At 48.9% G+C, this 13998-nt stretch carries 7 protein-coding genes; 4 read left to right on the forward strand and 3 right to left on the reverse strand.

The features are described from left to right. On the forward strand, positions 1 to 699 hold the full coding sequence (gene urtE, locus RFN81_RS09240) for an urea ABC transporter ATP-binding subunit UrtE (RefSeq protein ID WP_264498793.1): 699 nt from the start codon (positions 1 to 3) through the stop codon (positions 697 to 699). A gap of 122 nt (positions 700 to 821) precedes the next feature. Here the strand turns inward: urtE and RFN81_RS09245 are convergent, their stop codons facing one another. After that, positions 822 to 1829 carry a DMT family transporter gene (locus RFN81_RS09245; protein ID WP_264498794.1) on the reverse strand — a complete coding sequence of 336 codons (1008 nt, stop codon included), beginning with the start codon at positions 1827 to 1829 and terminating at the stop codon, positions 822 to 824. Positions 1830 to 2698: 869 nt separating this feature from the next. Next, complete coding sequence (locus tag RFN81_RS09255) at positions 2699 to 3619, reverse strand: LysR family transcriptional regulator (protein WP_264498925.1); 921 nt, start codon at positions 3617 to 3619, stop codon at positions 2699 to 2701. Positions 3620 to 3799: 180 nt separating this feature from the next. Between RFN81_RS09255 and RFN81_RS09260 the strand changes: the two genes are divergently transcribed. From RFN81_RS09260 to RFN81_RS09270, 3 genes are all read left to right on the forward strand, one after another. Continuing rightward, positions 3800 to 4585, forward strand: a complete 786-nt coding sequence (locus RFN81_RS09260) for an MBL fold metallo-hydrolase (protein WP_264498926.1) — start codon at positions 3800 to 3802, stop codon at positions 4583 to 4585. Further along, on the forward strand, positions 4585 to 5979 hold the full coding sequence (locus RFN81_RS09265) for an amidase (protein ID WP_264498795.1): 1395 nt from the start codon (positions 4585 to 4587) through the stop codon (positions 5977 to 5979). The genes RFN81_RS09260 and RFN81_RS09265 overlap by 1 nt, the downstream gene beginning before the upstream one ends. Positions 5980 to 6735: 756 nt before the next feature. Next, entirely contained in the window at positions 6736 to 12651 is a 5916-nt protein-coding gene (locus RFN81_RS09270; protein ID WP_264498796.1) for a DUF3320 domain-containing protein, read from the forward strand. A gap of 187 nt (positions 12652 to 12838) precedes the next feature. On the opposite strand, the gene ychF is transcribed toward RFN81_RS09270, so the two are convergent. Beyond that, positions 12839 to 13933: a redox-regulated ATPase YchF gene (gene ychF / locus RFN81_RS09275; RefSeq protein WP_264498797.1), complete on the reverse strand. Its 1095-nt coding sequence runs from the start codon at positions 13931 to 13933 to the stop codon at positions 12839 to 12841. Positions 13934 to 13998 lie beyond the last annotated feature (65 nt).

Here is a 13998-nt window from a genome sequence, read left to right on the forward strand (position 1 = left end):
ATGTTAGAAATTGCTGAACTGAATCAATATTACGGCGGTAGCCACATTTTGCGTGGTCTATCGTTTGAGGTAAAACATGGCGAGATTACCTGCCTATTAGGTCGTAACGGCGTGGGGAAAACCACGCTGTTGAAATGTCTGATGGGATTGATCCCCGCTAAATCCGGCACGATTCGCTGGCAGGGTGACACGATTAATGCACGAAAACCTCATCAGCGTGTGCAGGCAGGTATTGCCTACGTACCGCAAGGGCGAGAAATTTTTCCTCGCCTGACGGTGGAAGAGAATTTGCTGATGGGGCTGTCACGCTTTTCGGGCAAGCTAGCGCGGCAGGTGCCCGATGAGATCTACCAGCTTTTCCCGGTGTTGGATGAGATGAAACAACGACGTGGCGGCGATTTATCCGGCGGGCAGCAACAGCAACTCGCGATTGGGCGCGCGTTGGCCTGCAAACCGCAGTTGCTGATTCTCGATGAACCCACGGAAGGAATACAGCCCTCGGTGATTAAAGAGATCGGCGCGGTAATTCGCCAACTGGCGCAGCGTGGCGATATGGCAATCCTGCTGGTTGAGCAATTTTACGATTTTGCCGCCGAACTGGCCGATAGCTATTTGGTGATGTCGCGAGGGGAAATCATACAGCGGGGGCGGGGCGACACCATGGAGCAAGACGGCGTGCGTGGGCTGGTCGCGATTTAAAGGGTAACCCGAAAGCGCGGGAGAGATAGACGGCGGTGCTCTGAGACGTCATTTACCGGAGAACCATCCCGCTGATGCAGTCGCTGTACGAATGGATAACAGGCGCAGATGTCGGTGCTGGTTCAGCGTCGCCATTTCCGGCGTGATATCATACTGTGGGCGGTATGGCTGAGACTATTCAACCCCCGAATAACAGCGGGCCAGGCACCCACAGCGCCCATGAACCCAATCATTGCGATGGCGACAGCGGCGACCTGAAGCCTGGTGGGAATATCGTGAATTGTAACCGCGCCGATGATAAGTGCGACGGGGGGAACCATCGCCGGCAGTACTACCGCCCGCGATGCTCCCAGGATCTGAACCGATCTAGCATATGCGTACACTGTTAATAGCGCGGCGACAATACCCTGAAGTACTGCTGTCCCGGCAAACCAGCCAAGGCTGACGTGGGGAGGTTGCCCGTGCCCGGTGATGAGATATATCGGAAGATAAGCAAAGCCAGATAAAACATTGACTACAGCCACTGAAGAGACAGGATCCACATTCCAGTGCCTAAGCATTAATGTGTAAGCGGTCCAGAGAAAGCCAGCTAAGACAAAAAGTAAGTCTCCAGCCCATGCTCTGGGCATCGGCTGGCCGCCACCTCCCTGAATCATCAACCATAGCAGCCCACCCCCCATAACTGTAGCTCCGATCCAGCATTGAGCGGAAACTCGCTCCTTCAGTATGAAGTGACCGGTCACCATACCACCAAGCATTGAAACAGCGGGCACCATGATGGAGGTGTGAGACAGCGGCGCAATAGGCACCGCCATGTTGACCAACTGTCCAAACAGGGGCCCGGCTGCAAACGCCAGAAGAATTGCACGTGGCCAGCCCAAACCTCCCGCGTTACTGAGCCCGGCGCGCCAGAGCAATGGAATGCAGAACAGCCCCGAAACGCCGTAGCGCATCATCGTAAGATCGTTAGGCAAAAAGCCGTGACTCAGAGCAGCCTTTGAACTCACGTTAAAGATTGCCCAGCCCAGAACTGCCAGTACACCATAGGCAATGCCTGTGCGCATCGTACTACCCGTGGGAGCGCGTTTTGCTTCCTCGGGCACGGTTTTGTTTTCCATGTTGTCAAACATTTCGACCTTCAGTTGCTCTCAGAAAAAAGGTGCCTCTGGTATCCGTTGCAGAAATATCAGCAGAGTCGAGATACGCAAGTGGCATTTCACATTCGCAGTTGGGATCTTTTCCAGCCCCTTGGCCGTCAATGCGGCATAACTTTCGATATAAATTGTTTATAAAAACATTAACCGTAAAATATTCATTTTGGTTGCCAAATATTCATGAATCCGTGAGATCATACTCCTGCCAAAATATAAGGGGAAAAGAATGTCTGCGACGTTATTTTCTCAACCTGACATTGCTCAACGGTTATTTTAATTTTACCCGATCACTATATTACCGATATTACTGATTATGTAATTACCGCTTATTTATAACGGCTTTCCCGCTTAGAAAAACATAATTATACTCAACTTCATTTTTTAGTGAAATTGATTAAAATAATCACAATCATTAATTCAGATGATTTTGCTCGCATTGATCTTAATTTACTCGTGGTGCACATGGTGATGTTTGAAGAGCGCAGCGTCATTCTCCGCCCTGCGGCTATAATAGCTTGGGCGACCTACAGCCAGCGCTGTGTTAAAAGGATGACGCAGCATGTTCAACAAAGCGTTATTTGTCAGTGCCACTGAGGGCATGCTGCTTAACGCGGCTCGGAAGATGAGAAACCGTGATTGACCCCCCTGCGAATCGGTAATCGATTCAGATGCGATTATGCGGTTTACCCATGAAGCGATATGTGGCTTTGATGTGACGGCATGAAGAGAGGTAAAAATCATTAGTGCAGGCCCTGCTGTCGACGGCCTGCAACCAGATAAACCTACCTTTCGTTGACTTTCACGTAGGTTTCCTGGACATTTCAGGCGCTGCTTTTGCCCTGGGGTTATGTCTGCATTATTTTTCGTAATTTCGTCATCAGCCAGTTCAGCGCCGGGTCCTCTGCCCGGCGTCGGTGTCTTAAAAGGCACAGAGTAAATGGCTGGCACGTTACAGGCACTTCACTTGTCTGTAAATCAAAATGCTGTTGCCAGCGCCTGGCCAGCCCTTCAGGTACGGTGGCGAAAACAGGCATGCTCATTAACATCAACGGAAAAGATGAAAAATGTGGCGAAACATAACGCACGCGCCGTTGCATTCCATGGTTGGCAAGCTGTCTGTCTATTTCGCTGCGGTTCGCTTCACGATAAGAAACCAGCAAATGCTCATAAGCGATAAACTCATTCACCGTTAACGGTCCGTTAAAGGCGATCTGCTGCTCTGACCAAAGTGTGCAAAACCCCATGGACATAACCGACTCGCTGAGCATTTCGCCAGTAGTCTGTTTATTCAGTGATACTGCTATGTCAACATTCTCTTCGTCCAGCAACTGGCGAACCTGATAAGGGTCTGTAGCAATAATATGAAACTCCACACCAGGTGCTTCATGCATTATTTCAGGCAGCAGCATCGGCATTAGCCAGTGTTCTGCCCAGTCACTCATCCCAAGACGGAAGGTTTGGTTTGCTGTCTCAGGAGAAAAGGTCGGGGCATCAAACAGTACCGCATGCAACTCTTCCATTAAGGGCTGCATATTTTTCATCAGCAACTCGGCACGCGGCGTTGGTAACATCCCTTTTACACTTCGGACAAACAAAGGGTCTTTGAACATTTCACGTAACCTTTTCAGTGCACCGCTGATTGCTGGCTGCCCCAGATGAAGAATTGCAGCGGTACGGGTTACACTCGCCTCCCGGTATAACACCATAAATACCGTCATCAGATTCAAATCTATTCGACTAAAATCGTTTTCAATGATTTTCTTAATCATGATAATCAATTTGAATGTTATTCATCCCGCCAGCATACTTAACTTCATCCCACTAAATCAACCCTGTACCAGCGCATTAGCGTTCGTACAGCAAAACAACAGGAGGAAAACGTGCAAAATAGTAATCCAGTTTACCGGGTAGGAGACTGCACGGTTTTTAAAGTGCCAGAGCGCGAAATGACAATGCCGGCATCAGATTTATTTCCTGGTTATAGCCGGGAGTTGAGCATTGAAGAGGCCCGCAATCCAGTCTCTCTTTCGATACACAGTTGGGTAGTGCGTACCCCAGACGATATTATTGTCATTGATACCGGGACAGGGAATGGCCGCGATCGCGCCCATAATGCCTTCTTCCATAATTTAAATACGCCTTATTTGGAAAACTTTCTGGCGACTGGAATTAAGCCGGAAGATGTGACTATGGTATTAATTACGCATGTGCATATCGATCATGTGGGCTGGAATACCGTTCAGCACGATAATCGCTGGGTGCCGATGTTTCCTAATGCGCGTTATATCTGCTCTGAAAAGGAGCTGACGTTGATAAAAAACAGTGATCACTATCAAAGTTTATGGCTCGACAGCCTGTTGCCTGTTATAGAGGCAGGACTTCTTGAGACGATAGATGTCGCCGCACAGCCGGTTTTTGCTGATTGCATAAAATATATGCCTACACCGGGTCACAGTCCTGACCATGCCTCATTAATTTTATCCTCTGGCGGAGAATCTGCATTTTTTGCCGGGGACATTATGCATTCACCGCTTCAGTTTGAACATCCGGAGTGGAATTCAGTTTTTTGCGGTGATCCCCGGCAGGCAGAAAAATCCCGGCGTCAGGGGATAGCATGGTGTCTCGAAAATGATGCGCTCTGGTTTAGTTCTCATTTCAGCGGGGAGTCTTGTGGCAAAGTGAGAGGCGACAAGACCTGGAAATTTCATTGGATTGAAGCCGGAGGTCAATAATGAAACCGATTGATTATCGGCAGACCACACTCGAAACATTATTATCCTGGCTTGACAGCGGGGAAACTACCTCTGTTGATCTTACGGAACATTCACTTTCAATGATTCGCCAGCAGGATAAGTCCGGACCTGCCTGGCATGCCATAACCTGGCTTTTTGAAAAACAGGCTATTGAGTGTGCAAAACTAAGTGATGCCCGGCGTCAAAGGCAGCAGAAAATCGGCAAACTGGAAGGCATTCCCGTGCTGGTGAAAGACAATATTGATGTCGCAGGCTGGCCAACCACTGCGGGTTCACTGGCGCTCGCGGGCATTGTGGCAACAGAAGATGCCGAGATTGTCGCTGCGCTGCGGCGCGAGGGGGCAATAATTATAGGTAAAACAGCCATGCATGAGCTGGCGGCGGGGATTACGGGGGCATCATCGTTTTCTGGTTTTACACAAAACGCCCTGGTGCCGGGATATACCGCTGGCGGTTCAAGCAGCGGTTCCGCCGTGGCCGTTGCGGTGGGCTACGTGCCTCTGGCAATTGGTACCGACACGGCTGGCTCAGTTCGTATCCCAGCCTCATTTAATGGCGTAACGGGGCTTCGCCCAGAAACAGGTACGATCTCCCTGTCCGGGATTGTCCCACTATCACCCACTCAGGATACCTCTGGCCCACTGGTACGATACGCCAGCGATCTTCCGCGTGTTATGGAAATATTGAGCGGTACAAAATTTCCGCCGCTTCAGGACAGGATTCGGGCGGGCTATGTGGCCGGATGGGTAGAAGGGGAAAACAGCGTCAGTATCGTGGTAAAGACTGTGTTGAATTCACTGACAGAAAAGGGCGTTTCATTATGCAGGGTAGAGGTTGAAGGGCTGACAGAACAGGTCGATGCTGCCAATGTTATTGCTTTCGAATTTGCTGAAGCGCTGGCAGATGACTTGGCCGCCCGTACCGGTGCCCGATTTCTTACCCTGTCGGATATCCTGACTTCAGGCTTGTACCATCCACAACTGGAGAAGGTGTTCACTACCCGCGCACAACATCCTGGTCGCACAGACAAAGGTTATGAAGAAGCGAAAGTCCGTCAGGAAAAGCTCCGTAAACGATTGGACGCGTTATTCACTCAACAGAAGATTAATCTTCTGGTTTACCCAGTGGTCGGAGAGAATCCGGTCAGACACGGCGAAATGCAGTCGGGCAGCCACGGGCTGCTGGCGGCCGTGACCGGTATGCCCGCCCTGAGCCTGCCGGTGGGATTTTCCAAAGAGGGATTTCCGGTTGGTCTCGAACTGCTAGTCCGCAGGGGGCAGGTACCGTTGCTCATGCATGCTGCCGCACACTGGCAATCGCTACTCAATTATCCGGGGCTAACCACGCCACATTTTTTATCACCAAGGCGTTGAGTCCTGCGGTCAGGGCCGCTTAGGTTAACTGTTTGATTAACGGAGTTAAGATACCCTCTTTGCCGGTCAGAGCCTGATCGGCATGGAGTGCTTTTAGCGCGTTGTCGAAATCGAAGGGGTGGAACATGGGTCAACCCTTTTTCTGAGCATATGACTGGAATGATACAGAATTTCTAACGCTCTCATCGCATAAGTTTTAATGTTATTAATGCGATATAGCTAAACCTCCCTAAGGTTTATCCCCCCCCTTCCTCACCATCCTGACCGCAAATAATATCCAGCCCATTACTATTATAAAAATTAACATAATAGGCCCCTGATAATCCTGGAATGCCGGGGCGGCGACAAATACCAGCATCAATCCGCTAATGGACAGCGACGTCAGCGCGACAAAAGGGAAGCGGCCAGGTTGTTTTCTCAGTGGGAACGACCAGATGCAGATATCAGCAGCAACAGAATATAATTTCTTAAGGCAATTATTTTATTGCTAACCTAGGATAATTATCCATTTAAAACGGCCGTATGCAGATAAAACATTATAATATTCATTAGTAGCATGATGATGTCTTACTTTGAGTAAAGTGAGTGAAATCATAAAAATACTGTGACATCCTAAGTGAAACTATTCTGATACGCCATCAGCAGATCTTGCTAAGCATACTGCATACAGAAGTATTTTTTTATTTCTTCATGTTATTAAGCGGGGTCAGTAGCCTTGGCTGTTCTTATGACTACACAGATGTATAGGAGATTGTGATGAGTATCACATTGGCCGCGATCTTCACCAGCAAGGTTGGTTTCGCGTCACATCAGAATGCCGTGCCTATTGTACGTGAGTTAAAAATAAATAATGGTAGTGAAACCGATTTTGAAAACCTGACTCTCACATTAACGTCGTCACCTTCTTTCCTGGAACCTAAAACCTGGCATTTAGACCGGCTAACACGCGGTGATGAATTTGATATTTCAGACCGTGATGTGCGCCTAAATGCGGATTACCTTTTCTCTTTATCTGAAAGTGTCAGAGGTGAGTTAATCCTGACACTAACTGGTAATGATACAACGCTGACTACTGCGAGCTATCCCATCGAAGTTTTGGCGAAAAACGAGTGGGGCGGTGTCGGGATGTCCGAATTAATCGCCACTTTTGTTATGCCGAATGATATTGCCGTCGATAAAGTGTTAAAGACAACATCAGATGTATTACGCCGAGCAGGTAAAAAAGATTCACTTGATGGATATACGGCTGAATCTAGAAGACGTAGCTGGGAGCTTACTTCTGCATTATGGTCGGCAATAGGCAGTTTGAAACTGAGTTACGCGCTTCCCCCTGCCAGTTTTGAAACTCAAGGGCAGAAGATTCGTACCCCCTCAGCGATATTAGATGGCATGGTTGCCACCTGCCTGGACAGCGCATTACTGTTTGCTGCTGCTATCGAGCAATTGGGAATGAACCCGGTTGTTGTGTTTACTGAAGGGCATGCTTTTGTTGGGGTATGGCTGCAACCTCAGGAGTTCTCTACTCTGCTTACCGAAGATGTTTCTGCAATTCGTAAACGGATTGATTTGCAGGAAATGGTTGTTTTTGAAACGACACTGGTAACAAAACCGATTGTGCCAACATTCACTCAGGCTATTGAAACCGCAAGAAGCCAACTGACAGATCATGATTTTATTGTGGCTGTGGATATTCGCAGAGCAAGGATGCAACGTATTCGTCCACTTGCGCTGACAGAAATGAAGCCACAAGAGGGGGTAACACGACGAGACGATGTCTCTGACACTATGAACGAAGCATTAGAAGAAGCACCGAACCTTCCTTCATTTGATGCGGACCTACCGAACGAAACGTCAAGCGCCCCTGCGGGGAAACTCGCTGTATGGCAGCGAAAGCTGCTTGATCTCACAACCCGCAATAGGCTTCTCCATCTGCCAGCAAAATCGAAAAGTGTGAGATTACTTTGCCCAGACCCGGCTGCGTTAGAAGATAAATTAGCGGAAGGTAAACGCATACGTATCGTTCCCATGCCAAACCTTGAATCAGCGGGGCGGGATGCAGAGCTTTATCAGCAGCAAAATAGTGAAAATATCTATGATGAGTATGCGCGTGATGTATTGTTACGCGGCGAAGTACTCGCGGCAGAGGTAAAGGAAAAACTCGAGGCGTTACTCGTTGAACTCTATCGAAAAGCGCGCAACGACATAGACGAGGGGGGATCAAATACGCTCTTTCTGGCGATTGGTTTTCTGAAATGGAAAAAAAGTGCCGATGAACCTCGAGTCTATTCAGCACCATTGATTCTGCTGCCTATCCAGCTTGAGCGCAAAAGTGCCTTATCTGGCGTCACGATGCGTATGTTGGAGGATGAACCACGTTTTAATCTTACCCTCCTTGAGCTACTTCGCCATGATTTCTCATTATCAATTCCCGGGCTCGACGGTGAGTTACCAACCGATGGAAGCGGGATTGACGTACCAGGTATTTGGAATACGGTCAGGCGTGCAGTAAGAGATATTCCTGGTTTTGAAGTTGTCCCGGAGCTGGTCATAGGCACGTTCTCATTTGCCAAATATCTGATGTGGAAAGATCTGGTCGATCGGTCTGCTCAGCTAATGCAAAACGCAGTCGTAAGATGTCTCCTCGAACGCGGTAGCGGTGGCGAGATGCTGGCATCGGATGGTGAGTTTGTGTCCGCGCAGGATTTGGACAGTAAGGTAAAAGCGACGGAGTTGTTTTTGCCTCTGCCTGCTGACTCTTCGCAGATTGCTGCAATTGCTGCTTCGGCTAATGGAAAAAACTTCGTCCTTGATGGCCCACCTGGAACGGGTAAATCCCAGACGATCGCGAATATGATCGCACATAATCTTGCGTTAGGTCGGCGGGTCTTGTTTGTTGCCGAAAAAAGGGCCGCGCTGGACGTGGTGTATCGTCGTCTTGAAGAAAAGGGATTGGGGGAATTTTGCGTTGAACTTCATTCAAGTAAAACCTCAAAAGTAGATTTCTTAAAGCAACTTGAGCGCGCATGGGACACAAGGGATGTCCTTTCAGCAGATGAATGGTTGGCAGAGGGGCAGGAAGCGCAGCGTTTACGCGATAAGCTAAATGGTGTTGTTAGCGTCCTGCATAAGATTTGGCCAAATGGGCTTACCGTTCATCAGGCGATAGGGCGAGTCATTCGTGATGCTGATGAGGCTACCCCCAAAATGCAGTGGCCAGCTGGCACCCAACATGATCGGGATGAGATGACTCGATTTCGTGATGTTGCGCGTCGACTCGATCTCAATAGCCGGACAGCAAGAGAATTGGATGGCGTCTTCGGTTACATCTCTCGTGCCGAGTGGTCAAACGGATGGCAGGAAAGTCTGGTCGCCCTTGCGCATGAAGTACCCAAAAGCATAGATAATGTAGCGTCCGGGCTCCGCGACGTCCAGGATATCACGCATTTGACAGCGGTTAGCACTGGGCTACGTGAAATCAATAAATTGATTGAATTCGTGAGCTTATTGCTAACGGCGCATAATGTTGATCTCCGATTCATGTTTTCACCCAACGTAGCGACGAAGATAAGTACAGCACAGCGTGCCATGGAACTGGTTGACGCGTTCCGAACGGAGGAGAAAAATCTTTCCGTCACCTACACCGCTGAACTTTATAACCGCATTAATCTTGAACAACTTGAACATGACTGGAAGCTGGCGGAGAAAAAGCTTTGGTTCTTTTCCTCGATGGCGAAAAAGAAAGTCACTGCTGATTTAGCAACGCAAGGCGGAACGTCAGGCAGCCCTGATGTGGCTCGCGATCTCATAACGCTTAGAAGGATAAAAGCGCTTATCTCTGCACTAGAGGGGTGCTCTGCCGATGTACAGGATATACCTGGCTGGGATAGCCGAAATAGTGATTTGACACGACTAGCACAGGCCTTGTCGCTATCCGAACGCATTCGTACGATGATGAGTGCGATGGCTACTTCCGCGTCGCATCTCGCAGAACTGCGCGCTGCGGTTTCCACTTTGATTGTCGATTCTAATGACTTATTGGACAAAGAGGGAAATCTTGCAATTCGTTTGGCACATCTTAAATCTGCCATCACTGATTTCGACAACACGGCGGCCCGTTTTAGCACGCTGATAGGCCATCAGACCTCCAGTGAAAATGAGATTACGCTATTGCGTGATACCGCGGTGGGTATTGTTAACAAACCAGCAGCGCTTAAATCGTGGTGCGACTGGTGCCGTGTGCGAGATGAAGCCAATGCGATTGGTCTACAACCGCTGGCGGAAGCCATGGTAAGAAAGGAAATTCCAGAAGGCCAGGTTGTTGATATTTTTGAGACCGCCTACGCGCGTTGGTTCGCAGCATGGGTAATCGATACCGAACCGCTTTTGCGTAATTTCGTACCCGCAGAACATATGAGTGATATTGAGGCATACCGTAAGCAGGATGAGCGATTATCTCAATTGGCGGTGCGCTACATTCGAGCGAAACTGTGTGGACATATCCCGCCAAAGAATGATGTGGGGAAAATCGGCGGCTATGGCGTACTAAAACACGAACTGCAAAAATCTCGCCGACATAAGCCTATTCGACAATTAGCAACAGAAATGGGAAACGCCATGTCAACCTTGGCACCTTGTATGCTAATGAGTCCATTATCAATAGCGCAATATCTCCCAGCCAATCAATCTCAGTTCGACCTGGTTATCTTTGACGAAGCGTCTCAAATTACGCCGTGGGATGCGGTGGGGTCTATTGCTAGAGGTAAACAGGTGGTGATTGCTGGTGACCCACGTCAAATGCCGCCTACCAACTTCTTTGGCCGAGGCGAGACGGATACAGAGGATGACACAGAAGGAGACATGGAAAGTATTCTGGATGAATGCCTTGCTGCGGGTATTTACAACCATCGCTTGAGCTGGCATTACCGTAGTCGTCATGAAAGTTTGATTGCTTTTTCTAATCACAGCTATTACGACAGTAGCCTTATCACGTTCCCTGCTGCTCAAACAAAATCGAGCATGGTGGAGTGGCGCAAAGTTGACGGTATTTATGCTAAAGGCAAGGGGCGACATAATCAGGCAGAAGCTGAAGCTATTGTTGCGGAAACCGTTAAGCGTCTGACCGATCCGGAATTCATTAAATCGGGGCGCTCAATCGGCATTATCACGTTAAATGCTGAACAGCAGAAACTCATTTCCGATCTTCTGGATAAGGCGCGACAGCAGAACCCAGCCATTGAGCCTTATTTCCAAGAAGATTTAGCAGAACCGGTGATAGTAAAAAATTTGGAAACCGTACAGGGAGACGAGCGTGATCTTATCATGCTGGGTATCTGCTATGGGCCAACCGCCGCAGATGCCAATACCATGTCGATGAACTTTGGTCCGTTAAATAAAGAGGGGGGATGGCGCCGCTTGAATGTAGCTATCACGCGTGCAAGGTGTGAGATGCTGCTTTTCACGTCGTTCGATCCATCTTTGATTGATCTCAACCGCACCAGTGCGCGTGCGGTGCAAGACCTCAAACACTTCATTGAATTTGCCCAGCGGGGGCCGATCGCTTTGGCACAGGCGATTAAAGGCTCTCTGGGGGGATATGAATCTCCCTTTGAGGAAGCGGTCGCTAATGGATTGCGTCAGAAAGGATGGAATGTTGTGCCACAAATCGGTGTGTCACGTTTTCGTATCGATCTAGGAATTGTACATCCTGATCATCCTGGAGATTATCTCGTCGGGGTGGAGTGCGATGGCGCAAGCTACCACAGTGCTGCAACCGCCAGAGATAGAGACAAAGTTCGTAGTGCGATTTTGCGTGGTTTAGGCTGGAAACTTGTGCGGGTGTGGTCCACTGATTGGTGGATTGATAAACAAGGCTCACTTGAACGCCTTCATGCCGAGATAGACGCATTGTTGGAAGCATCGCGAGCGCTTGAAAGTCAGCTTGTCGAGAAAAATGCCGTCAGGGAAGCTGATACTATTGAGTGCGATGATGAACAGAAGAGTAACGCAGAAGAGCTGACTTCATTGTCAACCAGTGAGGAAATTAACGATACCCTTTATGATTCGCCAAATGAGATGGTCGCCGTTGCCGCAGCTAATGACGAGTCTGCCACCTACGAGCGTAAAATCGCGCAGGAATTCGACAGCATGTCAGATGCTCCGGCTAGCGATCGCTTTGTCTACCGGCAGACTGATTTCTCTGCGTTTACATCAATGATCGATGCTGAACACTTCTACACCGATGAGTATGAGGATACATTGCGCCAATTAATTACTCATACGCTTGAGCAGGAGGCACCGATACTGGATTCCTTGCTGATACAGCGTATTGCGCGCCTCCATGGCTTTGGCCGAGCAGGGCGGTTAATCAGGACTCGCGTGCTGGAGATTATCGACAAACATCACTTCATCAAAGCAGACAAAATTGACGGAGATTTTGTCTGGATTTCCCAGCAACAAAGTGAAAGTTGGCATATAGCACGTTTCCCTGAGTCAGATGATGATATGCGTTCTATGAATGAAATCGCTTATGAGGAGATCGTGCCCATGGTGGATAAAGTCCATGGCGAGGATAAAGCGGCCGAAATTGCTAAAAGCTTCGGATTTAAACGGGTCACAAGTAGTGCCCGAGAGCGAATCGAAGCGGTGATGCGAGCTTATCCTCTGGATGCCTAATTCGGGAAACCGGTAGATGTAGAGGATTATGTTTACCGGACATCATTCCCGTACTCATTTTGGACTGCGCTGCCATGAGATAACGTGAGACGCGATGGAAGCAAAAATCCACGCAACTGCGTGGATTTTAAAGGGTTTATTGGTCTTCATGCGATGCAGTGAGATCGCATAGGACAAGAGAAGCGAATTAGACGTTGAACAGGAAGTTCATTACGTCGCCATCTTTAACGATGTAGTCTTTCCCTTCAGAACGCATTTTCCCTGCTTCCTTTGCGCCTTGTTCACCTTTATAGGTAATAAAGTCTTCGTAGGAAATGGTCTGCGCGCGGATAAAACCTTTTTCAAAATCGGTGTGGATTTTACCCGCCGCTTGTGGTGCTGTTGCGCCAACGGGGATGGTCCAAGCACGTACTTCTTTTACGCCAGCGGTGAAGTAGGTTTGCAGGTTCAGCAGTTCATAACCGGCACGGATCACGCGGTTCAGCCCTGGTTCTTCCAGACCTAATTCAGCCATAAACTCTTCGCGTTCTTCATCATCCAGCTCCGCAATATCGGATTCGACAGCGGCACAAACGGCTACGACGACAGAACCTTCAGCGGCGGCGATTTCACGTACTTTATCGAGATAGGGGTTATTCTCGAAACCGTCTTCGTTCACGTTGGCGATATACATAGTTGGCTTCAGGGTCAGGAAGCTCAGGTATTTGATGGCGGCTTTATCTTCGTCGGTCAGGGTTTTCAATGCACGTAGCATACCGGCGTTTTCCAACTGCGGCAGGCATTTTTCCAGCGCGGCCAGCTCGGCTTTAGCATCCTTATCGCCACCTTTGGCTCTTTTCTGTACGCGATGAATGGCGCGTTCACAGGTGTCAAGGTCAGACAACGCCAGTTCGGTGTTGATCACCTCTATATCATCGGCCGGGTCAACTTTATTGTTGACGTGGATGATGTTGTCGTTCTCGAAGCAGCGTACGACGTGGCCGATAGCTTCCGTTTCACGGATATTGGTCAGGAACTGGTTACCCAAACCTTCCCCTTTGGACGCGCCTTTTACCAGACCGGCAATATCGACAAATTCCATCGTGGTTGGCAGGATACGCTGAGGTTTGACAATCTCAGCCAACTTATCCAGACGCGGATCGGGCATTGGCACGACGCCGGTATTCGGCTCGATGGTACAAAACGGGAAATTAGCCGCTTCGATGCCCGCTTTGGTCAACGCGTTGAACAGAGTGGATTTACCAACATTAGGCAGCCCAACAATACCGCATTTGAATCCCATGTTTATAGCACCTTAAATAACTTATTAATCAGGTAATTATGTTATATCACCTGCCTGAATGGAAA

The sequence above is a fragment of the Pectobacterium cacticida genome (genome assembly GCF_036885195.1).
Classification (GTDB): domain Bacteria; phylum Pseudomonadota; class Gammaproteobacteria; order Enterobacterales; family Enterobacteriaceae; genus Pectobacterium; species Pectobacterium cacticida.